The 26,602-nt window shown below is 59.7% G+C and carries 27 protein-coding genes; 25 read left to right on the forward strand and 2 right to left on the reverse strand.

What is annotated here, in order from left to right; genetic code table 11:
• The first annotated feature begins 46 nt into the window (after window positions 1-46).
• From Q4T40_02700 to yedF (Q4T40_02770), 15 genes are all read left to right on the forward strand, one after another.
• On the forward strand, window positions 47-238 hold the full coding sequence (locus Q4T40_02700) for an SHOCT domain-containing protein (GenBank protein MDT8900145.1): 192 nt from the start codon (window positions 47-49) through the stop codon (window positions 236-238).
• Window positions 239-571: 333 nt separating this feature from the next.
• The gene (locus tag Q4T40_02705) at window positions 572-892 is read left to right on the forward strand and encodes a heavy-metal-associated domain-containing protein (GenBank protein MDT8900146.1); all 321 of its coding nucleotides are present in this window, start codon (window positions 572-574) and stop codon (window positions 890-892) included.
• A 199-nt stretch (window positions 893-1,091) separates the two neighbouring features.
• Entirely contained in the window at window positions 1,092-1,889 is a 798-nt protein-coding gene (locus Q4T40_02710) for an acyl-CoA dehydratase activase (protein ID MDT8900147.1), read from the forward strand.
• A gap of 3 nt (window positions 1,890-1,892) precedes the next feature.
• Entirely contained in the window at window positions 1,893-3,047 is a 1,155-nt protein-coding gene (locus Q4T40_02715; protein MDT8900148.1) for a double-cubane-cluster-containing anaerobic reductase, read from the forward strand.
• A gap of 11 nt (window positions 3,048-3,058) precedes the next feature.
• Window positions 3,059-3,649 (forward strand): sulfurtransferase-like selenium metabolism protein YedF, encoded by a 591-nt coding sequence (gene yedF / locus Q4T40_02720; GenBank protein MDT8900149.1) that lies wholly within the window; start codon window positions 3,059-3,061, stop codon window positions 3,647-3,649.
• An 899-nt stretch (window positions 3,650-4,548) separates the two neighbouring features.
• The gene (locus tag Q4T40_02725) at window positions 4,549-5,112 is read left to right on the forward strand and encodes a hypothetical protein (protein MDT8900150.1); all 564 of its coding nucleotides are present in this window, start codon (window positions 4,549-4,551) and stop codon (window positions 5,110-5,112) included.
• A 240-nt stretch (window positions 5,113-5,352) separates the two neighbouring features.
• On the forward strand, window positions 5,353-7,275 hold the full coding sequence (locus tag Q4T40_02730; GenBank protein ID MDT8900151.1) for a sigma 54-interacting transcriptional regulator: 1,923 nt from the start codon (window positions 5,353-5,355) through the stop codon (window positions 7,273-7,275).
• A gap of 215 nt (window positions 7,276-7,490) precedes the next feature.
• A complete protein-coding gene (locus Q4T40_02735) occupies window positions 7,491-8,687 on the forward strand; it encodes a CoA transferase (protein ID MDT8900152.1) in 1,197 nt (398 codons plus the stop codon).
• Window positions 8,688-8,712: 25 nt separating this feature from the next.
• Entirely contained in the window at window positions 8,713-9,618 is a 906-nt protein-coding gene (locus Q4T40_02740; GenBank protein MDT8900153.1) for a hydroxymethylglutaryl-CoA lyase, read from the forward strand.
• 65 nt (window positions 9,619-9,683) lie between these two features.
• Window positions 9,684-10,943 carry an SLC13 family permease gene (locus Q4T40_02745; GenBank protein ID MDT8900154.1) on the forward strand — a complete coding sequence of 420 codons (1,260 nt, stop codon included), beginning with the start codon at window positions 9,684-9,686 and terminating at the stop codon, window positions 10,941-10,943.
• A 24-nt stretch (window positions 10,944-10,967) separates the two neighbouring features.
• Window positions 10,968-12,230: a 3-isopropylmalate dehydratase large subunit gene (locus Q4T40_02750; GenBank protein MDT8900155.1), complete on the forward strand. Its 1,263-nt coding sequence runs from the start codon at window positions 10,968-10,970 to the stop codon at window positions 12,228-12,230.
• Between the two features lie 13 nt (window positions 12,231-12,243).
• On the forward strand, window positions 12,244-12,732 hold the full coding sequence (locus Q4T40_02755) for a 3-isopropylmalate dehydratase small subunit (protein ID MDT8900156.1): 489 nt from the start codon (window positions 12,244-12,246) through the stop codon (window positions 12,730-12,732).
• A gap of 284 nt (window positions 12,733-13,016) precedes the next feature.
• Window positions 13,017-13,811, forward strand: coding sequence for an acyl-CoA dehydratase activase (locus Q4T40_02760; protein MDT8900157.1), 795 nt, complete (start codon window positions 13,017-13,019; stop codon window positions 13,809-13,811).
• 4 nt (window positions 13,812-13,815) lie between these two features.
• Window positions 13,816-14,970, forward strand: a complete 1,155-nt coding sequence (locus tag Q4T40_02765; protein MDT8900158.1) for a double-cubane-cluster-containing anaerobic reductase — start codon at window positions 13,816-13,818, stop codon at window positions 14,968-14,970.
• Between the two features lie 19 nt (window positions 14,971-14,989).
• On the forward strand, window positions 14,990-15,580 hold the full coding sequence (gene yedF, locus Q4T40_02770) for a sulfurtransferase-like selenium metabolism protein YedF (GenBank protein MDT8900159.1): 591 nt from the start codon (window positions 14,990-14,992) through the stop codon (window positions 15,578-15,580).
• Window positions 15,581-15,619: 39 nt separating this feature from the next.
• Here yedF (Q4T40_02770) and Q4T40_02775 read toward each other — a convergent pair whose 3' ends face one another.
• Window positions 15,620-16,231, reverse strand: coding sequence for a CBO0543 family protein (locus tag Q4T40_02775; protein ID MDT8900160.1), 612 nt, complete (start codon window positions 16,229-16,231; stop codon window positions 15,620-15,622).
• Between the two features lie 211 nt (window positions 16,232-16,442).
• On the opposite strand from Q4T40_02775, the gene Q4T40_02780 reads away from it, so the two are divergent.
• The 8 genes from Q4T40_02780 (at window position 16,443) to Q4T40_02815 (ending at window position 23,743) form a co-directional block, all read left to right on the forward strand.
• On the forward strand, window positions 16,443-17,081 hold the full coding sequence (locus tag Q4T40_02780; GenBank protein MDT8900161.1) for a hypothetical protein: 639 nt from the start codon (window positions 16,443-16,445) through the stop codon (window positions 17,079-17,081).
• 44 nt (window positions 17,082-17,125) lie between these two features.
• A complete protein-coding gene (gene pdaB / locus Q4T40_02785; protein ID MDT8900162.1) occupies window positions 17,126-17,866 on the forward strand; it encodes a polysaccharide deacetylase family sporulation protein PdaB in 741 nt (246 codons plus the stop codon).
• A 118-nt stretch (window positions 17,867-17,984) separates the two neighbouring features.
• Window positions 17,985-19,088: an aminofutalosine synthase MqnE gene (mqnE, locus tag Q4T40_02790; protein ID MDT8900163.1), complete on the forward strand. Its 1,104-nt coding sequence runs from the start codon at window positions 17,985-17,987 to the stop codon at window positions 19,086-19,088.
• Entirely contained in the window at window positions 19,081-19,920 is an 840-nt protein-coding gene (locus tag Q4T40_02795) for a menaquinone biosynthesis protein (GenBank protein MDT8900164.1), read from the forward strand. The genes mqnE and Q4T40_02795 overlap by 8 nt, the downstream gene beginning before the upstream one ends.
• The gene (mqnC, locus tag Q4T40_02800) at window positions 19,917-20,954 is read left to right on the forward strand and encodes a cyclic dehypoxanthinyl futalosine synthase (protein MDT8900165.1); all 1,038 of its coding nucleotides are present in this window, start codon (window positions 19,917-19,919) and stop codon (window positions 20,952-20,954) included. The genes Q4T40_02795 and mqnC overlap by 4 nt, the downstream gene beginning before the upstream one ends.
• On the forward strand, window positions 20,954-21,775 hold the full coding sequence (locus Q4T40_02805) for an MTAP family purine nucleoside phosphorylase (protein MDT8900166.1): 822 nt from the start codon (window positions 20,954-20,956) through the stop codon (window positions 21,773-21,775). The genes mqnC and Q4T40_02805 overlap by 1 nt, the downstream gene beginning before the upstream one ends.
• 49 nt (window positions 21,776-21,824) lie before the next feature.
• The gene (gene guaA / locus Q4T40_02810; GenBank protein ID MDT8900167.1) at window positions 21,825-23,366 is read left to right on the forward strand and encodes a glutamine-hydrolyzing GMP synthase; all 1,542 of its coding nucleotides are present in this window, start codon (window positions 21,825-21,827) and stop codon (window positions 23,364-23,366) included.
• Window positions 23,367-23,437: 71 nt separating this feature from the next.
• Entirely contained in the window at window positions 23,438-23,743 is a 306-nt protein-coding gene (locus Q4T40_02815) for a hypothetical protein (GenBank protein MDT8900168.1), read from the forward strand.
• A gap of 332 nt (window positions 23,744-24,075) precedes the next feature.
• On the opposite strand, the gene Q4T40_02820 is transcribed toward Q4T40_02815, so the two are convergent.
• Entirely contained in the window at window positions 24,076-24,264 is a 189-nt protein-coding gene (locus Q4T40_02820; GenBank protein ID MDT8900169.1) for a putative motility protein, read from the reverse strand.
• 254 nt (window positions 24,265-24,518) lie between these two features.
• On the opposite strand from Q4T40_02820, the gene kaiC reads away from it, so the two are divergent.
• Together kaiC and Q4T40_02830 are read left to right on the forward strand one after the other, a co-directional pair.
• A complete protein-coding gene (kaiC, locus tag Q4T40_02825; GenBank protein MDT8900170.1) occupies window positions 24,519-26,207 on the forward strand; it encodes a circadian clock protein KaiC in 1,689 nt (562 codons plus the stop codon).
• Window positions 26,208-26,227: 20 nt separating this feature from the next.
• Window positions 26,228-26,596 (forward strand): circadian clock KaiB family protein, encoded by a 369-nt coding sequence (locus Q4T40_02830; protein ID MDT8900171.1) that lies wholly within the window; start codon window positions 26,228-26,230, stop codon window positions 26,594-26,596.
• Window positions 26,597-26,602: the final 6 nt, after the last annotated feature.

Raw genomic sequence — 26,602 nt, forward strand, 5'->3', positions numbered from 1 at the left:
GATGTGTCCATGGTTTGGAGGTTCATGGTTCGGAGGAGGCTTACTCATGATGCTGATGATGGTTCTGTTTTGGGGGCTTGTAATCTGGGGCGGTTTCATACTGGTGCGCAAGCTCCTGCAAACAAGCCAGGATTCTAAACAAGAGGCTGCGGCTCTTGATATTCTAAGACAACGCTATGCCAAGGGTGAAATCAGCCGGGAAGAGTTTGAACAGATGAAGAAAGAACTTTTACAGTGATTAGTTATAAACGTTTCAGGACATGCGCAGCGAAAAAGTATCTAGCCGTCATACTGCTGGTATTAATTATCCAGTGGGTTCCTACGGCATCAGCAAGTGACTTTGGTGAAGAACCGGTTTTTCTTACGATATATGAAGACGGAAAACCTGTAGCGGTCGTTTTGAATGATGGTAAAGACACTATTGTTCACTATTACCGGGACGAAATTGCCACTCAAACTGAAGTTGAGGCCTCTCCGCCTGTCCTATTCTGCTACATTCCTTGTTGTTTCATCTAATTTTACGGCTACAGGTTTTTGGCATGTTACATGTTAATCGAAGGGGAGTTGGGAAGTGGACGAAAAAAATCCTAGCGGCAATAAGTGTCTCATAATGAAGCGCCTTCGATATCAGAAATTATTAAAGGAGGCGGGTTTTGAGAACGACGAGGACTTTGTGGATGTCTGTTTTCACATTGAAGGATTCGACTGTCTACCTTGTGCGGCGAAAATAGAGGATGCGTTGCATAAGCTCGATAAGGTAGAGATTAAAGGCATAGAATTTGTCGCCAAGGTAAAAGTAAAATTTGATCGGACGAGGTTGCTCACAGCCGATATATCGGAGGTCGTCCAAGGGCAATTCGGTGACGGGTGCATTAAACGTCTGGTATTGTAGGCCATTAGAACGGAAGATTACAAATGAACACCGCCTCTTGGCTCAGGGCCGAGAAGCTTGTGTCCGGATTGAATACTGCCTCGCAATCGCAAGGCAGTATTTTTTTTTGGCAACTTACATCGTGGAGGAACAGATGGGTTCATATAGAAAATATATATAATACTATAGAAAAATTATTATAACGGACTTGCGAGGATCAATGGAACGTAAAACAGGCATTGTTGCCGGCATCGACGCCGGGTCCACCGCCATCAAGGTCACTCTCTACGATGGCACCCTTACGGAAAACATGATCGAACCGGCCGGCTGGAACGGCCGGGAAGTTGCCGCCGGGATGCTGGCCAGGGCGGCCAGCCGCCGGGGCGTACGGGTAGAGGAAATAGCGAGGATTTACGGCACGGGCTACGGGCGGGTCGGCCTCGTTTTTTTGACGAAGGCGGTGACGGAGATAACCTGCCATGCCAGGGGGGCGGCCTTTCTGGCGCCAGGGGTGGGCACGGTGATCGATATCGGCGGCCAGGATGTCAAGGCGATCCGGGTGGACGGGAGCGGCCGCGTCCTCGATTTTATCATGAATGACAAGTGCGCCGCCGGCACCGGGCGGTTCCTGCAGGTGATGGCCGGCGCCCTCGGCATGGATTTGGCGACAATGGCGTCACTGTCGGCCGTCGGGGCCGAGGCCTGCCCGATTAACACCATGTGTACGGTGTTCGCCGAATCGGAAGTGATCGGGCTGCTGAACCGGGGCACGCCTCGGGAGACGATAATCGCCGGCCTGTATAAATCCATTGCCAGCCGAGTGGCAGCAATGACTGCCCGGATAACCCCCTGTCAGCCGGTTGTACTGACCGGCGGCGTGGCTCTTCATCCCTCGATGCACAAGGCCCTTGAAAGCGAACTGAAGCTGCCGGTAACTGTGCCCGGCCAAGCGGTGTTCGCCGGCTCCGTCGGCGCTGCGCTGCTGGCCTGGGATGATTTACAAAGAGGAGGAGAATAGAAGATGACCCTATCCCGTGCTCAAGCCATGGCCCATTTCGACATGGCCATACCCCACGCCGCCACCTCGCTGAAACAGCTCAAGGATGATGGCGCCAAAGTGGTTGGTTTTTACTGTATGTTCGCCCCGCAGGAGGTGGCCCTGGCGGCCGGCGCCCAGCCGGTGGCCCTGTGCGCCACCAAGGAGGAGCCCATCGCCGATGGCGAGAAGACGCTGCCGCGCAACTTCTGTCCGCTCATCAAGTCCTCCTACGGCTTCGCGGTCACCGACAAGTGCCCCTTTTTCCTGCACTCCGACCTTATTGTCGGCGAGACGACTTGCGACGGTAAGAAAAAGATGTTCGAACTTATGGCGAGAATTAAACCACTGCACGTCATGAAGCTTCCTCAAGGCTACAGTACGGAGGCGGATAAGGCGTATTGGCTGAGCGCGGTGCTGGAACTGAAAGAGCTGCTCGAAACGACTTTCGGGGTGGCGATAACCGACGGGAAGCTTTCCGCTGCAATTAGAGAACTCAATGAGGAGCGGCTGCTCATCCAGGAACTGGCCGACTATATGAAAAACGACCCTGTTCCCTTGTCCGGACAGGATATGCTGAAACTCCTGTGGGCACGCAACTTTGTTTTTGACCGGAGCGAGTTCGGCGCCCAGGTACGGGAACTCATCGGCGAACTGAAAGAACGGGTCGCCAAAGGCGAGGGGGCACTGCCCAAGGGAGCGAAGCGGATTGTCGTCACCGGTGTTCCTACCGGCATCGGCGCGGAGAAGGTGCTCAAGATTATCGAGGAGTGCGGGGCGGCGGTGGTATATATCGAAAACTGCGCCGGCATGAAGCAGTTCGTCAGCCTGGTGGACGAGGGCAAGCCGGTGTTGGAGGCCATCGCCGAAAAATACCTGGGTACTCATTGCTCCTGTATGAGTCCCAATCCGCGGCGGATGGAACTGGTGGCCGAGGTTGCCCGGGACTGGCGGGCCGACGGCGTCGTGGATATCGTCTGGCAGGGATGTCATACCTATAACGTCGAGAGCAGGGTGTTGAAGGATTATCTGAGCAGCAACGTCAATCTGCCTTACCTGCATATCGAGACCGACTACTCGCTGGGGGACGTCGAACAGATAAGGACGCGGGTTCAGGCTTTCCTGGAGATGATGGGATAGAGGTGAGATTCATGTCTAGTGAAGTTGACGCCAGGGGTCTGGCCTGCCCCCAGCCGGTCATCGCCACCAAAAAGGCTCTCGACGCCATATGGGATGGAGTTGTCACCACCATTGTCGACAACGTCGCCGCCAAGGAAAATGTCGCCAAGTTCGCAGCCGCCAATGGCTGCGGCGTGAGTATCGAGGAAAGAGATGGCCACTACCGCATCCGCATCACCAAGGGAACGCCGCCGGACGTTTACGACAGCAAACCGGTCAGCCCTGTGTGCGCCGCAACCGTCTACCTCATAACCCGAGATACTCTTGGCCACGGCAGCGAAGAACTGGGCGCAATCCTCATGAAGTCTTTTCTTTACAGTCTTGGCGAAATCGAGCCGCTGCCTAAGTCCATCCTACTGATCAACAGCGGCGTAAAGCTGGCCGTCGACGGCTCCCCTGTCCTCGAATACCTTGCCTCTTTCGCCGAATGCGGCGTCAACGTGCTGTCCTGCGGCACCTGCCTGGACTACTTTCAGCTCAAGGACCGCCTGGCAGTGGGCGGCGTCACCAACATGTACACTATCCTAACTGAGCTTTCCGCCGGCAAGGCTATAACCCTGTGACCCTGACGGACGCCGTAGGAATAAGACTATCGAATATCCAGACGGTGGAGCGAGTTGTGACTAATTAAATGACTAACACTAGTAGAAATAATATCCGGGGATGTGCTAAGCGGTGTTTTCTTCTCACCCTTTTACAACCCTCGATGCACATCGAGTGTGTAGAAAGCCGGATTGAGGCAAGATGTTGGCTGGTTATTCGAAGAAAAAAACACGCATTCAAATCTAAACTGTGTTTTACTTTATTGTTTCTTCCTAGTATAATTAGAAGAAAAATGAGAAATACTGTTTGGACATGAGATATCCGTCACCGTCCATAACCAAACGATTCGATGCACGCAATGTTAACATAGCTAATGTGATGTTAACGAGATGTTAACGCAATTAAGGGACAGGCGTAAAACGATGCGCATATATCACAATTCGAATTATGTAATCCCGGTATTTCCGCCCTTAAGTAACGTCATTCCCTTATCCTACGATGGCGCCGATAGGGGCGGCATGATGTAAAAAGAGCCGAAAGCCCTTGAATTACAAGGGTTTCAGCTCACGAAAGCCGCAAATGCCCACAATTTGACCACATAAGGGTTTTAAGAGAGGCCGCTCATTAGTTCGCTGAACTTTTGGGCGGCCTCTTTTTCACGTCCTTTTGTACCCGCCTGGTCGTATCGTCATGGCATGGCAGAGTCGCTCCATAATCTCCTCCAGACCCGCACAGCCTCCGTCGGCAGCAGTATGGCGAGCTGTCGTGGCAGATAAGAAATGCCCGGCTGAAATTGATCGGGTTCTTTTTGCATGACACGGAAATGAAAAGTTGGTGCATATTTCCGGCGTTTCAAGGTTAATAATTTCCCTAACAATAGAGATACTAATTGCAGTGTATTGCGATGAGGTGGCTATTAATGGCAATTAACATGATTCCTTTTATATATACTGCTGTCTTTGCAGGGATAGTTATCGCGCTCGTGCCCAGACAGGAAATACGCCGGCTGTCAATTTACGGCATCATTTTCGGAGGGCTTTTTGATGCGGTTTTAGTCGGGACAGCCAGCTTAATTGGAGAATTTAGATATATCAACTATGAGCCTTTTGGTTTGATGGGAATCCACTTCTTGGCCCCCGTCTCCTGGACGTTGTTCTTTATAATATATTTTTACCACTTGCCTACGAAAAAAGTGTATATTTACATATACACTACCATGGGGATTCTGTATAGTATGCTGTTTTGCCAAATGATTACGAAACTGGGTGTATTATCACTCGCCCACGGTTTATACGACTCGATTATTCCGTTTATACCCTGGTATATCATAGCCACCTGGGGTTATCTTAAACTGACGAAAATTGACGATGCCTTTGACAGTGTAAACCCCGAGGAACACAAGCAACGCATGCGATTTGGGCCAATCTATGAACCAGTGGCAAAACCCCTCCCTAATGACGATGATAAAAAAGACGAGCAATAGATTCGCCATTTGATGTGGGCGAAGAGATATACTTCTCCCCGTAAGAGTTGTAAGCGAGCCCGCGGCTAAGCCGGAGGGCTATTTTTGCGTCGGGCACCGGACAAAAAATCTTCCAAACTAGGGTATCGGTGAGGCATGGCCGCGGATATTCTCTAAAAGGAGTTCGACGGTACGGTATTGAATGTAGGCATTGGCGAACTTTCAACCTGCGACAAAAGTGGTTTTCTTACGGGGGTGCCCATGAACGAAACGAAAAACAACATCCCGGAAAAGGTTAACTTGGCGCTCATCTCCACCTATCCGGAACTGGCCGGGGTCTTTTCCGCCGTCGCCGAACGCGAAAACCTTAATCCCTTCATCGCCATCGCCGCCCTGGAAGAAGCCGCGGCCATTGCCCGGGAAATCGAACCACATACCGACGCCATCCTTAGCCGCGGCGGCACGGCGGATTACATCCGCCGCGTTGTCGACATCCCGGTCATTTCCATCCCTATCACCCCCTTTGATGCGGCGCGCTCGGTCAACGCCGGCAAGCATCTGACCGATGTATTCGCCTTCTTCAACTACGGGCAGAACATGTACGGCATTCGTGACATTGAAAAGATGTTCGGCAAAACCATCCGCGAATACACTTTTACCACCGAGCAGGAAATTGAAGCCGGAGTCAAGGATGCCAAAGCCTGCGGTGTCGGAGTGTTGATTGGCGGCATCGTCACCGTGCGGTTGGCGCGCAAACACGGACTGGAGGGCATTCTCATCGAATGTGGCGAAGAAGCGGTTTACCGATCCATGCTGGAAGCCATCCATGTCGTCGGCATCCGGCGTACCGAGCGTAGCCGGGCCGCCCGCTTCGAAGCCGTGCTCAACTCCATTGTCGACGGAGTCATCGTGACCGATGCCGACAACCGGGTAACGATATACAACCCGGCGGCCGAACGGATTTTTCGCATTGCCGCCGAGCGGGTTATCGGCCGGCAGGTAACGGAAGTCATCCCCAACACCCGCATGCACAAGGTTTTGGAGACCGGCGAACCCGAACTTGCTGCGCTCCAGAAAATATACGACGGTACGATCGCTACCAAGCGGATGCCTATCCGCCTCGACGATAAGACCATCGGCGTCGTCAGCACCTTCGAGGATGTCACCAAGATCCAGCAACTGGAGCAGGCCATCCGCAAGCAGATCTATGACAAGGGTTTTGTCGCCAGACACCGCTTTGATGATATCCTGACCGCCAGCGAAACGATGGTAAGCCTCAAGGAACTGGCGGCGCTTTACGCAACCACAGACTCGTCGGTGCTCATCGAGGGCGAGTCGGGCACCGGCAAAGAGCTTTTCGCCCAAAGCATCCACAACGCCAGCCGCCGGGCCGATGGCCCCTTTGTCGCCATCAACTGCGCCGCCATCCCCGAACATCTGCTGGAAAGCGAGCTGTTTGGCTACGAGGGCGGAGCCTTCACCGGCGCCAGGAAAGAAGGCAAGCAGGGCCTATTTGAACTGGCCCATAACGGCACCATCTTCCTTGACGAAATCGGCGAAATCCCCAAATCCCTACAAGCGCGTTTGTTGCGCGTCCTGCAGGAACGGGAAATCCGGCGGGTAGGCGGCGATAAGGTTTTGCCGGTTGATATCCGCATCATCAGCGCCACCAACAAAAAACTGGAGCAAAAAGTCGCAACAGGTGAATTTCGCGGCGACTTATACTATCGGCTTAATGTCTTCGGCCTGAAAATCCCGCCCCTCCGGGACAGGCTGGAAGACATCGTCCTGCTGGGCGTCGCTTTCCTAAAGCGGCTTAATGTTCCTGCCGACTACGGCGCCCTGGGCAAGAAACTGGCCCCTGTACTGACGGCTTATCACTGGCCGGGGAACATCCGGGAACTGATCAACGTAATGGAACGGTTTTCTCTGCTGCTCAACCGGCGGGACAACAACCCTGACCCGGCGGAAATGCTGCTCCAGGTTATGCCGCTGACGTCGGCGGGGGGCGGGGATGAGATAGCTTTGATGGTAAGAGTGGACAAGGGCCTCAAATCAGCGGTGCAGGACGCCGAAAGAGCGATCATGGAGACTTTGCTGGCCAGGTACGGCCATGATCGGGAAACGGTGGCGAAAAAACTGGGGATTGGCAAAACCACGTTATGGCGCAAAGCCAGGCCGTAGTCGGTACCTTAGATTCCAAAACCCGAAAACCTATTTCAAAAATGGAACAGACGGTGTTCCCTTGAGTGCGTTGGGTTAGATCATCTTGATGATCGGCTCCTCTGTTTCATTAATGGAATGAGGCGTTTGACGGCATGCCGAAATCACAGGTTTCTGTGGTTGGCATGCTTTTTGCGTTTTTATAGCAGCGAAACCACAGTAAAGGAGACTGAAGCATGAATGACCGCGCAGGAGCGCTGGAAGGCCTGACCGTGCTGGATTTGACCAGAGTGCTGGCCGGACCGTTTGCCACCATGATGCTGGCCGACATGGGCGCTAACGTAATCAAAATCGAAGAGCCCGGCAAGGGGGCCGACGAGCGTCAGATGGGTCCCTTCAAGAACAACGAGAGCGCCTATTACATGAACTTGAACCGCAACAAGAAGGGTATTACCCTCAACCTCAAGGACCCCAAGGGCAAGGAAATCTTCAAGAAATTAGTTGAACAGGCCGACATCGTCATCGAAAACTACCGCCCCGGCACCATGGCCAAACTTGGCCTGAGCTACGACCAACTCAAGGAAGTAAACCCGCGGATAATCTACGCCGCCGTGTCCGGCTTTGGCCAATACGGGCCTTACACCAAGCGTCCCGGCTATGATATCATCAGCCAGGCCATGAGCGGACTTATGAGTACCACCGGTTGGCCGGGGGGCCACCCTACCCGTTCGGGCACCGCCATGGGGGATGTGCTGGGCGGGTTATCGGTGACCATCGGCATCCTGGCCGCAGTTCACAACCGCAACTTCACAAACCGCGGTCAAATGGTGGACGTGGCGCTGGTCGACTCGGCCGTGGCGAGCCTGGAGATCATCAACATGATTTACTTCACGGAAAACCGCCTGCCTCAGAGAATCGGCAACCGCTACGAATCGGTCTACCCCTACGACTCCTTCCAGGCGAAGGATGACCTGGTCATCATCGCCGGCGGCAACGACAAGCTGTGGCAGCTGTTCTGCGGCGTCATCGGCCGGCCGGAGCTGGCCGATCATCCCGACTATCAGCGCACCCGGGACCGGGTGAAAAACCATGAGGCGGTCAAGAAAATCGTCGAAGAGTGGACCGTAACCAAGACGGTGGAGGAAATCGTCGACCAACTGCTGGCGGCCGGCATCCCGGCAGCGCCCATCTACAACATCGCCCAGGTCACCAAGGACTCCCACATCGCCGGGGCACGGGAGATGTTCGTCACGACCGAACATCCCAAGGCTGGCTCCGTCACCCTCACCGGATCCCACATCAAGCTCTCCGAGACCAAGCCGGCGGTGCGCACGCCATCCCCCGCCCTCGGCCAGCACAACGAGGAAGTGCTGTCGTCACTGGGGCTTTCGGCCGCCGATATAGAAGGCCTAAAGACCGGCGGGGTCATTTAGACAAAGGAAGCGAGGCGGTTCAACGATGCTCACCCTCCCCGATAAAGTGGATGTCTTCGAAGTCGGCCCCCGCGACGGGTTCCAGAACATCAAAGAGTTCATCCCCACCCCCGCCAAGCTGGCGGTCATCGATAAACTGGTCGCCGCCGGGGTCCGCAACCTGGAGGCCACCTCCTTCGTCCATCCCAAAGCCATCCCCCAGATGGCCGACGCCGCCGAGGTCGCCGCGACGGTGGCAGCCAGGCACCCCGGCCTCAGGAAGGTCGCCCTCGTCCCCAATCTCACCGGCGCCCGCAAAGCTTACGAATGCGGCATCCGGGAGATCACCTACGTCGTCTCGGCCAGCGAAAAACATAACCTGGCCAACATCAACCGGACCAGGGAACAGTCGCTGGCCGACCTGCGGGGCATCGTGGAGGCCATCCCCGGCCTCAGGGTCCGGCTGGCCGCCGCCACCTCCTTCGGCTGCCCCTTCCTGGGCCGGGTCGAGGCCGGACTGGTGACCAGCCTGGTCGAAGCCGCTCTCCGGATAGGGGTGGACACCGTCGTCCTTTGCGACACCATCGGCGTCGCCACCCCCCTGCAGGTCGACCGGCTGGTGCGGGAGGTCAGGACCCTCTTCCCCGCCGTTCCCCTCGGCCTCCATCTCCACGACACCCAGGGGATGGGTCTGGCCAACACCCTGGCCGGACTGGAGGCCGGCGTCACCATGTTCGAAACCTCGGTGGGCGGCTTGGGCGGATGCCCCTTTGCTCCAGGTGCGGCCGGCAACACGGCCACTGAGGACATGCTCAACATGCTCCACCGGATGGGCATCGCCACCGGCATCGACCTCGACGCCTACCTGGAAGCTGTCCGGCTGGTCAAGGAAACCGTCCAGCCCGCACTCACCGGTCACATGGCCTATGCCTGCAAATACGAAAACCTGTAACACCAACCGGCACCGGCGCCATCAATGACATCATCTTTCGTGCCAATTAAGGAGGGATACTGAAAATGAATTTAGGTTTGCTATCGCTGGCCGCCCTCGTTGTCGCCATCGCCCTCGGGTTTTTCCGCAAACTCAACACCGGCCTCATCGCCATCGCCTTCGCCGTCATCCTCGGCAAATTCGCCGGCTTCAAGGACGCGAGCATCATCAGCGGCTGGAGCACCAAACTGTTCATCATGCTGCTGGGGGTGACCTTCCTGTTCAGCATCGCCCAGACCAACGGCACCCTCGAACTGTTCGCCCGCAAGGTGGTTGCCCTGGCCGGCAGCCGCACCAACCTCATCCCCATCGCCATCTACCTGCTTACCACCTTCCTGTCGGCCATCGGCCCCGGCACCATACCGGTCATGGCCCTCATCGCCCCCATCAGCATGGCGCTGGCGGCCGAGCTGTCCATCTCCCCGCTCCTCCTGGCTCCCATCGGCATCCTGGGGGCGTGCGCCGGCGGCATATCGCCAATCGCTCCCACCGGCATCATCGGCGTCCAACTTGCTGCCAAGCAGGGCATCACCGGCATCGACCTACCGTACTTTTATAATTCTCTTATGGGCGAAACCCTCTTCGCCGCCGCCCTCTATTTTGCCCTTGGCGGCTACAAAATCAAGTCGGTCAAAAAACTTTCCAACGCCGACCTTCCCACCTTCAGCCGCGACCAGTGGATCACCATGGTTGGTATAGCCGTGATGGTGGTCGTCGTCCTTCTCACCAAACTCAACGTCGGCCTGGTGGCCTTTGTCACCGGCGTAGTGCTCCTCGGCCTCAAGGTCGCCGACGAGCGCAAGTCAATCGCCGGCATCCCCTGGGGCACCCTAATCCTGGTGTGCGGCGTCGGCGTCCTCATGAACCTGGCCATCAAACTCAAGGGCATCGCCATGCTGGCCAAATTCCTGGCCTCCTTCATGACCCCCGCCTCGGCGTCGCCCATCATCGGCCTGACCGCCGGCATCATGTCCTGGTTCTCCAGCACCTCGGGCGTCGTCATGCCCACCCTCATCCCCACCGTGGCCGAACTGGCCAACAGCATGGGCGGTCAGGTCTCCTCGCTTGATCTGGTTTCGGCCATCACCATGACCGCCCACACCGCCGGCATCAGCCCGGCCTCTACCGGCGGCGCCCTTGCCCTGGCCTCCTACGCCGCCAACGCCCACATTTCGGGCGCCGACCAAAACAAGCTCTTCCTCCAGATGTTTATCGTCGCCGTCTGCGGCGTACTCTTCATGACCCTCATCGCCGGCCTCGGCCTATATCGTATCTGGGGCATCTGAAATTAGCTTTCGGGAGGGCAGCACATGCCAAAAACCATGTCAGAAAAAATCCTGGCCCGGGCGGCGGGAGTACCGGCCGCCTCGGCCGGCGACATCCTCTGGGTCAACGTCGACAAAGCCATGTTGGACGACATCCTCGGGCCCCGGGTCGAGATCGCCGAGAAAATGCTGGAAATCAAGGACGAGGTATGGAACAAGGATAAGGTGGTCGTCATCTCCGACCACTACACTCCGCCCGCCAACGCCAAACAGGCCGAAATCGTCAAATTCACCCGCGACTGGTCGAAGCGGCACGGCATCGACAACTACTATGAATACGTCGGTCCCTGCCACCAGATCATGGCCGAGTACGGCCACGTCCTGCCCGGCACCGTCGTCCTCGGCACCGACTCCCACACCTGCATGGGCGGCGCCCTCGGCGCCTTTGCCAGCGGAGTAGGCTCGACCGAAATGTTGGGCATCTTGCTGACCGGCAAGACCTGGCTCAAGGTTCCGGAAACCATCAAGGTGGAATGGACGGGCCGGCTGGCCCCCGGCGTCATGGCCAAAGATATCTCCCTCAAGACGATCGGCGTCGTCGGCCACGCCGGCGCCACCTACAAAACGGTCGAGTACTGCGGCCCCGCCATCGAGGCCCTTAGCCTGGACGAGCGTATGGCCATCACCAACATGGCGGTGGAGATGGGAGCCAAGGCCGGCCTCATCGCCCCCGACCAAAAGGTGGTCGATTTCCTGGCCGCCCGCGACATCACTACCGGCTACGAACTGATCACCAGCGACCCGGGGGCGGTCTACTGCGAAACCCACGCCTTCGCCGCCGGTGAGTTGGTCCCGATGGTATCCTGTCCCCACGAGGTGGATAACGTGGCCGAGGTGGGCGCCCTTGGCAAGAAGGCCATCCACCAGGCCTACATCGGCTCCTGTACCGGCGGCCGCTACGAGGACCTGGCCGCCGCCGCCCGCATCCTCAAAGGGCGGAAGATCGCCAAGGGTCTCAGGCTGCTGGTCTCGCCGGCCTCCCAGGAAATCTGGAAACAGGCGGCGGCCGACGGAACCCTTTCCGTTCTCGCCGACGCCGGAGCCGCCATCCTGGCGCCCACCTGCGGCGTCTGCGTCGGCCTCCACTCCGGCGTGCTGGCCGACGGCGAGGTCTGCATCTCCTCCACCAACCGCAACTTCATCGGTCGGATGGGCAGCAAGAACGCCGGCATCTACCTAGGCTCGCCGCTGACGGTGGCCGCCAGCGCCCTGACGGGCGTAATAACCGACCCGCGGCAATTCATATAAGGGGGGACGGACGATGGACGCAGCAATCAAGGGAAAAGTGTGGAAATACGGCGACAACATCAACACCGACATCATCTCCCCGCCGCAGTTCATGGAGCTTAGCATCGCCGAAGCGGCCAAGTACGCCATGGCTGGCGTCGATCCCGACTTCGCCGCCAAGGTGCGGCCGGGTGACATCCTGGTGGCCGGGGCCAACTTCGGTTCCGGCTCCAGCCGGGAAACTGCGCCGCTGACCCTGAAGCATCTCGGCGTCGGGGCCATCGTGGCCAAATTCTTCGCCCGCATCTTCTACCGCAACGCCATCAACCTGGGCATCCCGGTAATCGAATGCCGGGATGCCGACAAGATCGCCAGCGGCGACTTAGTGGAAATCGACCTCGGGCGGGGCGTAATCCGCAACCTGACGCGGAACCAGGAGTACCCCTGCAGCAAAATCCCGCCCCATATCCAGGAACTTATCGTCGACGGCGGCCTGGTTCCCTACTTGAAAAAACGGGTATAATAGATGCGATATCGCCAGCAGGGTCTTCCGGCCCAACATCGCCTTTCTGGCCGGGCGCTTTTGGTCGAATGGGCCGATGCTTTGGCCTGAGGGTAATCGAAAAATCGCATCAGATGGACGAATAGCAAGGCTCTCCCGTCTACGGGGGAGCTTTGCTATTCGTTCATTTCGCGGCCGGGACAGGCGGTGACAAAAGACCCGAACCTCTGGTAGGAATAAACATAACCATATAGAATATATATTACATCACAATAAATTATCTATATCATCGCAAGTGAGGAACAATGGCAGCAAAACCAGATATCGTCGCCGGTATCGATGCCGGCTCGACCGCTATCAAGCTCACCCTATACGACGGCACCGTGATGGAAAACTTTATCGAGCCGGCCGGTTGGAACCCCCGCGAAGCTGCCGCCGCCATGCTGGCCAAGGCGGCCGGGCGCAGGGGAGAAACGGCGGAAAGCCTGGCAAGGGTTTTTGGCACCGGCTACGGGCGAATCAGTCTCGGGTTCCTTACCAAGGCGGTTACCGAGATCACCTGTCACGCCAGAGGAGCGGCCTTCCTGGCGCCTGGGACCTGCACGGTAATCGATATCGGCGGGCAGGACGTCAAAGCCATTCGCCTGGACGGGAACGGCCGCGTCCTCGATTTCATCATGAACGACAAGTGCGCCGCCGGCACCGGGCGGTTTTTGCAGGTGATGGCCGGCGCTCTCGGCATGGAACTGGTCGCGATGGCGGCGCTGCCCGTCGACGGCGACGCCTGCCCCATAAACGCCATGTGCACGGTGTTTGCCGAATCGGAAGTAATCGGCCTCATAAACCGGGGCGCGTCGCGGGAAGCAATTGTCGCCGGTCTCTACAAGTCAATCGCCAGCCGGGTCGCCGCCATGGCCGCCCGGATAACCCTTTGCCCCCCCGTCGCCCTGACCGGCGGCGTAGCTTTGCACGCCTCGCTGCAAAAAAATCTTGAAAACGAACTCAAGCTTCCGGTGACAGTGCCCGGCCAAGCGGTGTTCGCCGGCTCGATCGGCGCGGCGCTGCTGGCCTGGGATGATCTACAAAGAGGAGGAGAATAACAACATGACCCTATCACGCGCTCAGGCCATGGCCCATTTCGACATGGCCATCCCCCATGCCGCCACATCGCTGAAACAGCTCAAGGATGACGGCGCCAAGGTAGTAGGTTTTTACTGCATGTTCGCTCCCCAGGAGGTCGCCCTCGCGGCCGGCGTTCTGCCGGTCGCTCTGTGCGCCACCAAGGAGGAGCCGATAGCCGACGGAGAAAAGACGTTGCCGCGCAACTTCTGTCCGCTGATCAAATCGTCATACGGCTTCGCGGTCACCGACAAATGCCCCTTTTTCCTGCATTCCGACCTTATCGTCGGCGAGACGACCTGTGATGGCAAAAAGAAAATGTTCGAGCTGATGGCCAAGATCAAACCGCTGCATGTCATGAACCTGCCGCAGGGCAACGGCGGGGAAGCCGACAGGGCATACTGGCTTGCCGCGGTACGGGAACTGAAAGACTATCTCGAAACAAACTTCGCTGTCGAGATAACCGACGACAAGCTTACCGCCGCCATCAAGGAACTCAACGCGGAGCGGCTGCTCGTCCAGGAACTCGCCGACCTTATGAAGCACGATCCTGTTCCCGTATCCGGCCAGGACATGCTGAAAATCCTCTGGGCCCGCAACTTCGTTTTCGACCGGCGCGAGTTCGGCAATCAGGTCAGAGAACTGATCAGCGAAATCAAGCAAAGGGTTGCCAGGGGCGAGGGAGCTTTGCCCAAGGGCGCGAAGCGGATCGTCGTAACCGGCGTTCCCACGGGCGTCGGCGCGGAGAAGGTGCTCAAGATCATCGAAGACTGCGGCGCGGCGGTGGTCTATATAGAAAATTGCGCCGGCATGAAGCAATTCGTCAGCCTGGTGGACGAGGGCAAGCCGGCGCTTGAGGCGATCGCCGAGAAATACCTGAGCACCCATTGCTCCTGCATGAGCCCCAACCAGCGGCGGCTGGAACTCGTGGCCGAGATCGTCCGCGACTGGCGGGCCGACGGCGTCGTCGACATCGTATGGCAGGGGTGCCATACTTACAACGTCGAGAGCAGGGTTTTGAAAGACTATCTCCATGACAACGGCGGCGTCCCGTATCTCCATATCGAGACCGACTATTCCCAGGGTGACGTGGAACAAATCAAAACCCGGGTGCAGGCGTTCCTGGAGATGATGGATTAGGAGAGGCGGGTGAGATTCAGTGTCGACCCAAGTTATTGATGCCAGAGGTCTGTCGTGTCCGCAGCCGGTCATCGCCACCAAGAAAGCCCTCGACGCGATGGGGGAGGGCGTCGTCACCACCATCGTCGACAATGCCGCCGCCAGGGAGAACGTTGCCAAATTCGCGGCCGCCAACGGTTGCGGCGTAAGCATCGCAGAAAAAGACGGCCATTTTTATCTTAGCATCACTAAGGGAGCGCCGTTGCCCGATAACGATAAAAAAGCCGCCAACCAAACGGGTGACGTTGTCTACCTTATAACCCGCGATACCTTAGGCCACGGGAGCGACGAACTAGGCGCCATCCTCATGAAAGCGTTTTTTTACACCCTGGGAGAAATCGAACCGCTGCCGCGGGCGATCCTTTTGCTCAACAGCGGGGTGAAGCTGGCTGTCGAAGGCTCCCCGGTCGTCGAATACCTCGCCTCATACGCGGAAAGCGGCGTCAAAGTATTGTCCTGCGGCACCTGCCTCGACTACTTTAAGCTCAAGGACCGCCTGGCGGCCGGCGGCGTCACCAACATGTACACCCTTCTCGCTGAGCTGCCCCCCGGCAAGACGATAACCCTGTAACCAGCAGACGAGCCCGCAGGCGATCCAGCCTGCGGGCTCTTACGGTTTTTCCTCCTCGTCGTCAACAAGCTTTGCCGCGGAAGGCTGCAGCCGCCAGAATCTCCGCGGGCTTGTTCCGTGGCGCGCTTCGACCGCCGCAAACCAGGCGACCAGCCCTCTGGCGACGAGGCCGACAGACAGCAACGTCAGGAAGTGGTACACGTAGTTCCAGCCGTTGTGGAAAACGATGATGCCCACCGACACGTAAACAGGCAGCAAAACAAAGCTGATCGCCCCCGTCAGGAGGGCGGCCCGCGCGCCAAAACCTTTCCAGGAGGAACTATACTGCAGGGCCAGCATGTGGGCGACCGGGGCCAAACTCAGGTTAACGACCAATAGCGATGGACGGAAGGGCACCAGGGATATGGCGTACTGCCAGAACCCCAGGGTGCCGGCCAGCACGATCTCCAGCACGCCGTAAGCGACCGCGCACAGCGACCCCAGGAGGATGATGTCGCGTACGCGGCTCTTGTCCAGCGCCAGAAGCCACGCGACATATACGCACAAAAGAACCCCGACGATGAGAAACCACTGATAAGTGAACACTTCCTCCGCAAGCCAGTGACGGTAGGATGCTTCGGCAAGAAGCCTGGAGGTCTCGTAAATTCCCATGCGTACTCCTCCTTAATCATCCTTTTACTAGCTTGTGTATGGAAAAGCAAATTATGCGACGGACGGACAAGTCCCTTTAGGGCAGCCGGCGCCAACTTGTCTTTTGCCGGTAAAGATGCTAAAATATGAACTGGCGAAAGCCGGAACTCCCGCGCGCCCGCGGCCGGCGGTTGCCTTCTCCGCGGCCTTCAATCATGCCAGGAGGTTACCGATGGCGGAAACATATTCGGAGAAAGGCCGCCTGCCGGCCTGCACCCTTGACAAAGCTCTTTTCGACCGGATCTGGCGGACCCTCGGCGAAGACGGCGAATTTATCTGGCAGGCCGTTGTCGGCACCGGCGGCGACCTCCTCGGTCAGCTCAAGGACCGTCCTCAGGAAATCGTCACCGACCGGGCGCGGCTCTATGAGCTCCTCGCGGTCCTTCCCCGCATCGACAGCCTGCAATTCACCGCCGAGATAGAAGGCAAAGGGGCGGTATCCTTCACCTTCCGCAGCTATAACCCCCCCGCCGGCGCACTGGTCGTCGCCGGCCAGGACGCAGCCTGGACGGCCATGCGTTTCGCAGCTTTCGCGAAACTGTTCGCAGCGCGGCGCGACGAGCGGGCCGACCGGCTGTACGGCAAGGCGGTGTTCGCGGTCATCAACTCGGTGGCGCCGCTTGCGGCCGCCTCGGTTATCGCTGTAGTGGCCGCCGTGCTGCTTGTTCCCTCCTGGATACGCCAAAGCGAGTTCCTGTGGTGGGTGACCGCCGGCACGGTCGTGTTTACCCTGTGGCTGGCGTCGAAACTCTCCAACCGCCTCATCGCCCGTTGCCTGCAAAAGCGTCCTTATATCCGCTGGCTTTCATAAAAACAGCCCCTCCCGCATACAGATGTTGCGAGGAGGGGATTTCTATGATCATCAGCCTGCGGAGCCTTGTTCAGCGCCGTCATCTTTTCTACAGCATCATCGGCCTCTTGGCTATCGGGACGGCCTACGTCCAGGTGGCGGACTTCACCGCCGGCGGCCCCATCGCCATTGCCGGCACCCGCACCGACCAGAAAGTGGTGGCCCTCACCTTCGACCACTCCTGGGGCAACAGATTCACCCCCTCCATCCTCGACACGCTCCAAAAACATAGCACGAAAGTCACCTTCTTTATAATGGGGCCGTGGGCGGCCAAGTATCCCGACGTCGCCAAACGGATGGTGGCCGACGGGCACGAGATCGCCAGCCATGGCTACCGCCACGAGAATTACGGCGACATGCCGCCCGAATGGGTAAAGGAAGACATCCAGAAAGCCCACAACCTCATCAAAGAGGTCACCGGCCGCGAGGCCTGCCTTATCCGCCCGCCCAACGGACATTACAGCGTCAAGTCGCTGAAGGTTGCCGACGAACTGGGCTATCGGACCATAATCTGGAACGTCGACTCGCTCGACTGGAAGAATCCCGGCCGCGACGTCATCATCGACCGGGTGATGAAGCGGCTCAAACCCGGGGCGATCATCCTCTTGCACGCCTCCGATACGCCCGTGCAGACAGCCGACGCCCTCCCCATCCTCCTCGACCGCATCAAAGCCGAAGGCTATCAGATTGTAACGGTGGGAGAGTTGCTCAGCAAATATTGTGAGCGAGGCTTACAGAGGCACTGACAAAATCAGGCCGGCAGACGCCGGCCTGATTTGTTTTCTGCGATGCAGGAAATGACTAAAGGAAAGCGAAGTAGACAAAACTGCCTCAAACGACACCATTCGCGGACGGAGGGAAACCGTGACACCTTTCGCCGAAGCCGCCGCCGCCAAGCTCAGCCGCGGCGGGCGCCTCGACCCCGACGAGGCGCTGGCCCTGTACGAACACAACGACCTGCTTCTCCTGGCCGCGCTCGCCCGTGCCGCCAAAGAGCGCCAATCGGGCCGCGACGTCTACTTCAACGTCAACCGCCACATCAACCTCACCAACATCTGCGCCGCCCGCTGCCCGCTGTGCGCCTTCGGCCGCGGCCGGGACGACGCCGGCGCCTACGTCATGGACCGCGAAGAGGTCGTCGCCGTCGCCCGGCGGGCGGCGGACGAGTCGCCCGACCTCAGCGAGATCCACATGGTCAGCGCCCTTCATCCCGACAAACCCTTCGCTTACTATCTCGACATCGTCGCCGCGGTGAGGGCTACCCTGCCCGGCATACATATCAAGGCGTTCACCCCGGTGGAAATATGTCATTTCGCCGCCGTCAGCGGCCTGCCAATCGATGAGGTCCTGCGGGCCCTCAAGGCCGCCGGCCTCGGCTCGCTGCCCGGCGGAGGGGCGGAGGTCCTCGACGACGCCATCCGCGGCGTCATCTGCCCCCGCAAGGCGTCGAGCGCCCAGTGGACGGAAGTGGTCAAGGCCGCCCATCGCCTGGGCATCCCCACCAACGCGTCGCTGCTTTACGGCCACATCGAAACGCCCCGTCAGCGCATTGAGCACCTCTGCAAGCTGCGGGCCATCCAGGACGAAACCGGAGGCTTCCAGGCCTTCGTCGCCTTCCCCTTCCATCCCGACAATACCGGCCTGCCCCAGCTTGCCAGGGTGGGGGCCTGGGAAGACCTCAAAATGGTCGCCATAGCCCGGCTGGTATTGGACAACTTCGCCCACATCAAAGCCTTCTGGATGATGCTCACCCTGCCGGTCGCCCAGCTGGCGCTGGCGTTTGGCGCCGACGACCTCGACGGCACGGTGGCGGAGGAAAAAATCATCCACGCCGCCGGCGCCAAGACGGGGACAAGCATCGCCAGGGAGGACATCGTCGCCATCATCCGCGAGGCCGGCTATGTGGCCGTCGAGCGGGACACCTTCTACAACAGCCGCCGCGTCTGGGGGACTAGCGACAATGGATAAGCCGCGCCTAGGACACATCAACTTCATCAACTGCCTGCCGCTCGACTGGGGCCTGACCGAGGGCGGGCTGGGCGCCGGCCTGGAAATCCGCCCCGCCGTGCCCGCCACCCTCAACAGCCTGATGGTTTCCGGCGAACTCGACGTAAGCCCCGTTTCCTCGATCGTCTACGCGCAGAACCCCGACAAGCTGCTGATCTTGCCCAACCTGTCGATCAGCGCCCCCGGCGCTCTCCAAAGTATCGTCGTCGTCGCCAAAAGGCCGCTTGCCGACCTGGGCGGCCGGCCGGTCGCCCTGACCGCCAAATCGGCGACCTCCCACGGCCTGCTGAAAATAATCCTCGGCAAAGCCTACGGCGTTGAGCCGGAATACTCGGTAAGCTCGCTGTCGCTGGCCGACGGGGTGCTGGACGGCGCCGACGCCGCCCTGTTCATCGGCGACGACGCCCTGTTCGCCTACCATAACCGCCGGAGCGGCTTGCTCTATTACGACCTGGGGGACGAATGGCGCAAACTCACCGGCGGGGCGATGGTCTACGCCCTGTGGGTGGCAGACCGCGGCTTCGCCGCCCGCCGCCCCGACCTGCTGCAACTGGCGTACGACAAGGTCAGGGACGGGTTCCGGTATGGCCTCACGCACCTTGAGGCGGCTGCCGCGGCCCGCGCCGGCGCGACGCCGCTGACGGCGGAGCAGGTCGTCCGTTATATCGGCCTGCTCGACTACCGGCTGGACGAAGCCCGCCGGCAGGCACTGACCAATTACTACCGCCTGGCCGCCGACCGCGGCCTCATCCCGGCCGTGCCCACGCTAGCGTTCGCGGCGGTGAAGCCATGAGCCGCCATGCGCGGCGGGAAGCCGAGGAAATGCTGGCGGCGGGCGACCTCGTCGCCCTTGGCCGGGCGGCCGACGAAGCCCGGCGTAAACGCTTTCCCGGCGATATCGTCACCTTCGTCATCGACCGCAACATCAACTACACCAACGTCTGCGTCAGCGGCTGCAGGTTCTGCGCCTTCTACCGGCCGGCCGGCCACCCGGAGGCATACACGCTCAGTCACGAAGCCATCCTTGAGAAGGTGCGGGAGGCGGTCGCGGCCGGGGCAACCCAGGTGATGCTGCAGGGGGGCTTGCACCCCGGTCTGATGTTAGAGTACTATACAGAACTTCTGACAAAAATCAAACAACAATCTGACATAATCGTACACTCTTTTTCGCCTGCCGAGATCCTTTTCCTCGCCCGCCAGAACGGCCTCGAACCCGCGGAAGTGTTGGCCAGCCTCCGGGACGCGGGACTCGACTCCCTGCCCGGCGGCGGCGCCGAAATCCTCGTGGACTCAGTCCGCCAGCGGGTCAGCCCGGAGAAAATAACGGCCGGCGACTGGCTGGCGGTTATGCGGACCGCCCATGGGCTGGGCCTCAAAACGACGGCGACGATGGTCATCGGCCTGGGCGAGAGCCTGGCCGACCGGGTCGCTCATCTGGAGGCTGTGCGCTGCCTGCAGGAGGATACCGGCGGTTTTAGGGCGTTCATCATGTGGTCTTATCAGCCCGGCAATACCGTGCTGGGCGGCGAGAAGACGTCGGCGTGGGATTACCTGAGGACGCTGGCGGTGGCGCGGCTTTACCTCGACAATTTCGACCATGTCCAGGGGTCGTGGGTGACCCAGGGCGAAAGGATAGGCCAGCTTACGCTGGCGTTCGGCGCCGACGACCTCGGCAGCATCATGCTGGAGGAGAACGTGGTGCGGGCGGCGGGGACGGCCTACGAGATGTCGGTGGACAAGATGACGGCCATGATCCGCGGGGCGGGGAAGATACCGGCCCAACGGGACACGGCCTACAAAATCCTGAAAGTATACGGGGAGAAATGATGAGGATCGAGCAAACGGCGCTGGCCGTAATCGGCGGGTCGGGCACGCTGTCCGGCGATTTCCCGCACGGGGCGGGGGACGCCGGCGTGGAGACGCTGGCCGACAACCTGGTTTTCGAGACCCCTTACGGGCAGAGCCCGCCTTTTCGTCGCTTCGCGGTCGACGGGCGGCCGGTGCTGACCTGCCGCATGCACGGCTGGCGGAGCGGGGTAAGCCGCGGCGACGCCTCCCGCCAGGTTTTCTGGGTGTTCAGGGAAGCGGGGGTCAAACGCATCATCGCCGAGGGCGGGGTGGGGTCGGTGAACCGCCTGCTCGATCCGCGCGATATCGTGATCCCGGACGATTATATCGACCAATCGCTGCGTAAGGATGTCGGTCTGGAGGGAAAATACCTGCTGGTGATGCGGGACGCGCTGTGCCCGGAGATCCGCGCCGCCCTCCTCGCCGCGGCGCACACCGCCCACGCAGGCCGGGTGTTTTCCCGCGGGGTGTACGCGGTAACCGAAGGAAGGCACTTCGAGAGCCCGGCCGAGGTGGCGATGCTGCAGGGTCATGCCGACATCGTCGGGCAGAGTTTATGCCCGGAGGTCTATCTGGCGCGGGAGATCGGCGCCTGCTACGCCGGCCTCTACTTCGTGGTCAACTATGGCGAGGGTGTGGTCAAAGCCTGGTCGCACCAGACGCTCAAGGATATCTTCCACGGCGACGCGGGCTTGCTGAGCCGCATCGTGCTAGCGGCCCTCAGGTCGCTGAAGGAGGAGGGCGAGTGCGGGTGCGCCTCGCTCCGCAAGGAAACGCTACTGAAAGACGTTTACAAGTGACGACAAATTATGGTATAGTTGGGGCTATATAAGGAGGCTTGGTATCGACATGACGGCAGCGAATCACGAAACCGTTCTGGTGATGGACTTCGGCGGGCAGTACAGCCAACTGATCGCCCGGCGCATCCGCGAGTGCGGCGTATACTGCGAGATCGTTCCCTTCAATACGCCCCTGGAAAAGCTAAGGGCGATGCAGCCCAAGGGGATTGTCTTTTCCGGCGGCCCCAACAGCGTGTACGCGGACGGAGCGCCGCGCTGCGACGCCGGCGTTTTCGCGCTGGGCGTGCCGGTGCTGGGCATCTGCTACGGCATGCAGCTGACGACCTATCTGCTGGGCGGCAAGGTGGCCCACGCCGATTCGCGCGAGTACGGCAGCACGCGGCTGTTCATCGACGAACGCGCCGGCATCTTCGCCGAGATTACCGCGGAGACGCAGGTGTGGATGAGCCACGGCGACTATATAACGGAGCTTCCGCCCGGCTTTGCGGTCACCGCCCATACCAACAGCTCGCCGGTGGCGGCGATGGCCGACGCGGCCAGGGGTATTTTCGGCGTGCAGTTCCATCCCGAGGTCGTTCATACGCCGGAGGGGATGAAGATGCTGCGCAACTTCCTGTTCAACGTCTGCGGCTTAAAGGGCGACTGGGACATGGGCTCGTTCGTCGACCAAGCGGTGGCGGCCATCCGCGCCAAGGTGGGCGGCAAACAGGTGCTGTGCGCCCTGTCGGGGGGCGTCGATTCCTCGGTGGCGGCGGTGCTGGTCCACCGGGCGGTGGGTGACCAGCTTACGTGCGTATTCGTCAACCACGGCTTTTTGCGCAAAGGCGAGCCTGAGCAGGTCGTAAAGACCTTCCGCGACGGCTTCCATATAAATCTGGTGTACGTGGACGCGACCGAGCGGTTCATGAACCGCCTGCGGGGCGTGCTGGACCCTGAGCAGAAACGGAAGATCATCGGCGAGGAGTTCATCCGCGTTTTCGAGGCCGAGGCCGCGAAGCTCGGCGATATCGATTTCCTCGTCCAGGGCACCCTGTATCCGGACGTGATCGAGAGCGGCACGGCGACGGCGGCGGTCATCAAGAGCCACCACAACGTCGGCGGCCTGCCGGAGGATATGAAGTTCCAACTGGTCGAGCCGCTGCGCGACCTGTTCAAGGACGAGGTCCGCGCCCTCGGGCGGGAGATCAACCTGCCGGAGGATATCGTCTGGCGTCAGCCTTTCCCCGGCCCCGGCCTCGCCATCCGCATCATCGGCGAGGTGACGGAGGAGCGGCTTGACATCCTGCGGGAGGCGGACGCGATCGTCTACCAGGAGATCAAGATCGCCGGGCTGTACCGCAAGGTGTGGCAGTCGTTCGCGGTGCTGCCGGCGATGAAGAGCGTCGGCGTCATGGGCGACGAGCGGACGTACGCTTATACCATCGGCCTGAGGGTGGTGGCGAGCGAGGACGGCATGACCGCCGACTGGGTGCGACTGCCGTACGAGGTGCTTGACGTCATCTCGCGGCGGATCGTCAACGAGGTCACGGGAGTCAACAGGGTGGTGTACGACGTCACGTCCAAGCCGCCGAGCACGATCGAGTGGGAGTAAGAAAGACCAACCCCCGGCCGGAAGGCTGGGGGTTCTTTATGTTCACGTGATTAACACACGGAGAGCGACCGGTGCTAGCTATTCGCCAGGCGCTCAGAGCTTTGCCGGCGGCGATGGGGGGCGGAACAATGCCTTTGTCGAGGGACGGGAAAAAATTGCGGGAGGATCCGGCGTGCCGGTCGGGTTACGAGTACGCGAAGCGCCGTGACGCGTTATGGCGCGGCGAGAGCGAGGAAGTGCTGCGGGTATTGGAAAGGGCGTTCAGGGAGCTTCACCGGTTGGAGGGGAACGGCAACTCGCTCGGAATCGCCCTGTATCTGCGGGAGCTGTTGGCGGGCGAGGCGGGGCGGGGCGGGGAGAGGAGTAAGGAAGGGTAAGGGCGGTTTTGAGACAACTGACGTGGCAGGTCGAGTAAGTCCGCTGCCCGCGGCGTGGGGGTGAGCCGATGCCAGGTCCATTCCGGAGAAAAATTTCCGTAAAACTGAGAAGACCGCTCCGGGGCGGTCTTCTTTACGTTATCATCATAGCACATGTTTTGGGGCAAACAGTCCACTAAAAGTCCACTTTTCGTCCCAAGCGGCATTGTGGCGGAATAAAAATTTCGGGAAATGGCTGCCGACGGTGAAAAATACGGTCGCGCTCCGCCAGGAAAAGGTGCGAGGACGGGAACAAAAACACCCCCCGGCGGTGTGGCCGGGGGGCGCCAGGGTCAGGCTTTGATGTCGACGGTGTTGCCGAGGTGGGGCGGCGAGGCGGGCGGAGCTGCCTGGCTGAGCAGGTTGATCATGTTCCGGCCGTCCCGGTCGAGGGTTTCGAGGGCTTTTCGCATCATGAGGATGTTGGCGCCGTCGGGATTGGGCGCGAGGGTAAGGGCGGGGTTTATCGACATTATGTTCATTCGGCACCTCCCGCAGTGTTGCTAATATTAAATATTCGACAAGCAGGGGAGCAGGTTCCTGCAGACCAAAGTCCTGTTTTTTGAGCGGCTGCGGAGAGACAGGGGGCAAGGCCGACGTGTCTTTTTTTGTCGATTTAGAAGGAAACATGTATATTATGTAAATTTTGCACATTATTGTCACTATTCTGCAGGAAAATGTGAAAAAAGATCAGAAATTAAAGTTGTTTCGCATCTTGCCGAAGGAGAGGAAATATATGAACACTATTCGCACAACCGAAAGCATCCGTAAGTGTCCTACCGGCATTCAGGGGCTGGATGAGATAACCTGCGGGGGCCTGCCGCGCGGGCGCACATCGCTGGTGTGCGGGGCGGCGGGCTGCGGGAAGACGATGCTGGCGATGCAGTTTCTGGTCAACGGCTCGGTCTTGTACGGCGAACCAGGGGTTTTCATGAGTTTCGAGGAGAACGAGCAGGAGCTGGCCGCCAATTTCGCCTCGCTGGGCGCCGACCTGGAGGCGCTGACGAAGGCGGATAAGCTGCGGCTGGATTACGTCCGTCTGGAGAGGAGCGAGATCAGCGAGACGGGCGATTACGATCTGGAGGGGCTGTTCGTGCGCCTGGATTACGCCATCAAGGCGGTGGGGGCGAAACGGGTGGTTCTGGATACGATCGAGGCGCTGTTTGCCGGCCTGGATAACGCGAATATCCTGCGGGCCGAGCTGCGCCGGCTGTTCCGCTGGCTGAAGGACAGGGGTATGACGGCGGTGGTGACGGCGGAGAAGGGCGACGGGGCGCTGACCCGCCACGGGATCGAGGAGTATGTTTCCGACTGTGTGCTGGTCCTCGACCATAGGGCGGCGGAGCGGATTTCGACCCGCCATCTGCGGGTGCTGAAGTACCGGGGGTCGTCGCACGGGACGAACGAGTATCCTTTCCTGATCGACGAACAGGGGATAAGCGTCATGCCGGTCACGTCGGTGGGGCTGGACGCGCCGGCGCGGACGGGGAAAATTTCGAGCGGCGTCGAGCGGCTGGACAAGATGCTGGGCGGCGAGGGCTACTACGAGGGGAGCAGCATACTTATCTCGGGCACGGCGGGGACGGGCAAGACGACGCTGGCGGCGTACGCGGTGGACGCGGCCTGCCGCCGGGGCGAGAAGTGCGTCTATTTCGCGTTTGAGGAGTCGCCGGGACAGATAGAGCGCAACCTGCGGTCGGTCGGACTGGACCTTCGCCGCTGGGTCGACGGGGGCTTGCTGAAGTTCGCGGCGGCGCGGCCCACCTTCCACGGCCTGGAGATGCATCTCGTCTCGATGTATAAGAAAATTGAGGCGGTAAACCCGGGGATGGTGGTGGTCGATCCGATCTCCAACCTAACGGCGGTCGGCACGATTACCGATGTGAAGATAATGCTGACGAGGCTGATCGATTTCCTGAAGATGCGGGGCAGCACGCTGCTGATGCTCGATCTGTCCACACCGGGACACGGGGAGGAGACGGAGCTGGGGGTTTCGTCGCTGGCCGACACGTGGATAGCGTTGCGCGATATCGAGTTCGGCGGGGAGCGGAACCGGGGGTTGTATATCCTCAAGTCCCGCGGAATGGCCCATTCGAACCAGATCCGCGAGTTCGTGATCGGCGCGGAGGGGATCGAGCTGCTCGACGTTTACACCGGCAAGGAAGGGGTGCTGACAGGGTCGGCGCGCTGTGCCCAGGAGCTGCGCGAGCGGGAGGAAGAGCGGCTGAGGCTGGAGGAGATCGGGCGCAAGCGGCAGGAGATCGAACGCCGGCGCAAGCAACTGGCGGTGAGGGTCGCGGAGCTGGAAGCGGCGTTCGCGGCCGAGAAGGAGGAACTAGAGAAGTCGATCACCCGGGAGGAGGCAGAGCTGAGGATCGGCGAAGAGAGCCGCGACCGATTCGCGGCGCTGCGCAAGGCGGATTAACATTCGGGGGGAGACTATATATGGATATGATCGCGGTAAATGGCAACGAATGCGGCGACGGGCCGGATAAGTGGCTGCTGCGTCTTTATATCGCCGGCCAGACGCCGAAATCGGTCAAGGCGCTGGCCAATCTGAGAAAGCTTTGCGAGGAGTATCTGGCGGGCGTTTACGAGATCGATGTGGTCGATCTGACGGTCAACCCCGAGCTGGGGCACAGCGACCAGATTTTCGCCATTCCGACGCTGGTGCGGCGGTTGCCGCCGCCGCTGGTGAAGATTATCGGCGATCTGTCGAATACGGAGAAGGTGCTGGTGGGCCTTAGCATCAGCCAGCGGCAACGAGGCAAGGAGGCAGGAGACAATGGTTTGTGCGGATCCTGCGGCACATGAGGGACT

Source organism: Selenomonadales bacterium 4137-cl, assembly GCA_032334055.1.
Taxonomy (GTDB): Bacteria; Bacillota; Negativicutes; order Sporomusales; family UBA7701; genus Anaeroselena; species Anaeroselena agilis.

What these genes read in the sequence shown, in the direction of transcription:
- Q4T40_02820 (MDT8900169.1), bottom strand. Translation starts at nt 24,264, where the DNA reads ATGAACATAATGTCGATAAACCCCGCCCTTACCCTCGCGCCCAATCCC.
- yedF (MDT8900149.1), top strand. Translation starts at nt 3,059, where the DNA reads ATGTCTAGTGAAGTTGACGCCAGGGGTCTGGCCTGCCCCCAGCCGGTC.
- Q4T40_02750 (MDT8900155.1), top strand. Translation starts at nt 10,968, where the DNA reads ATGCCAAAAACCATGTCAGAAAAAATCCTGGCCCGGGCGGCGGGAGTA.
- Q4T40_02805 (MDT8900166.1), top strand. Translation starts at nt 20,954, where the DNA reads ATGAGGATCGAGCAAACGGCGCTGGCCGTAATCGGCGGGTCGGGCACG.
- Q4T40_02725 (MDT8900150.1), top strand. Translation starts at nt 4,549, where the DNA reads ATGGCAATTAACATGATTCCTTTTATATATACTGCTGTCTTTGCAGGG.
- pdaB (MDT8900162.1), top strand. Translation starts at nt 17,126, where the DNA reads ATGATCATCAGCCTGCGGAGCCTTGTTCAGCGCCGTCATCTTTTCTAC.
- Q4T40_02760 (MDT8900157.1), top strand. Translation starts at nt 13,017, where the DNA reads ATGGCAGCAAAACCAGATATCGTCGCCGGTATCGATGCCGGCTCGACC.
- Q4T40_02830 (MDT8900171.1), top strand. Translation starts at nt 26,228, where the DNA reads ATGGATATGATCGCGGTAAATGGCAACGAATGCGGCGACGGGCCGGAT.
- mqnC (MDT8900165.1), top strand. Translation starts at nt 19,917, where the DNA reads ATGAGCCGCCATGCGCGGCGGGAAGCCGAGGAAATGCTGGCGGCGGGC.
- Q4T40_02710 (MDT8900147.1), top strand. Translation starts at nt 1,092, where the DNA reads ATGGAACGTAAAACAGGCATTGTTGCCGGCATCGACGCCGGGTCCACC.
- Q4T40_02755 (MDT8900156.1), top strand. Translation starts at nt 12,244, where the DNA reads ATGGACGCAGCAATCAAGGGAAAAGTGTGGAAATACGGCGACAACATC.
- Q4T40_02765 (MDT8900158.1), top strand. Translation starts at nt 13,816, where the DNA reads ATGACCCTATCACGCGCTCAGGCCATGGCCCATTTCGACATGGCCATC.
- Q4T40_02775 (MDT8900160.1), bottom strand. Translation starts at nt 16,231, where the DNA reads ATGGGAATTTACGAGACCTCCAGGCTTCTTGCCGAAGCATCCTACCGT.
- Q4T40_02700 (MDT8900145.1), top strand. Translation starts at nt 47, where the DNA reads ATGATGCTGATGATGGTTCTGTTTTGGGGGCTTGTAATCTGGGGCGGT.
- guaA (MDT8900167.1), top strand. Translation starts at nt 21,825, where the DNA reads ATGACGGCAGCGAATCACGAAACCGTTCTGGTGATGGACTTCGGCGGG.
- Q4T40_02715 (MDT8900148.1), top strand. Translation starts at nt 1,893, where the DNA reads ATGACCCTATCCCGTGCTCAAGCCATGGCCCATTTCGACATGGCCATA.
- Q4T40_02740 (MDT8900153.1), top strand. Translation starts at nt 8,713, where the DNA reads ATGCTCACCCTCCCCGATAAAGTGGATGTCTTCGAAGTCGGCCCCCGC.
- kaiC (MDT8900170.1), top strand. Translation starts at nt 24,519, where the DNA reads ATGAACACTATTCGCACAACCGAAAGCATCCGTAAGTGTCCTACCGGC.
- Q4T40_02730 (MDT8900151.1), top strand. Translation starts at nt 5,353, where the DNA reads ATGAACGAAACGAAAAACAACATCCCGGAAAAGGTTAACTTGGCGCTC.
- Q4T40_02745 (MDT8900154.1), top strand. Translation starts at nt 9,684, where the DNA reads ATGAATTTAGGTTTGCTATCGCTGGCCGCCCTCGTTGTCGCCATCGCC.
- Q4T40_02735 (MDT8900152.1), top strand. Translation starts at nt 7,491, where the DNA reads ATGAATGACCGCGCAGGAGCGCTGGAAGGCCTGACCGTGCTGGATTTG.
- Q4T40_02780 (MDT8900161.1), top strand. Translation starts at nt 16,443, where the DNA reads ATGGCGGAAACATATTCGGAGAAAGGCCGCCTGCCGGCCTGCACCCTT.
- Q4T40_02795 (MDT8900164.1), top strand. Translation starts at nt 19,081, where the DNA reads ATGGATAAGCCGCGCCTAGGACACATCAACTTCATCAACTGCCTGCCG.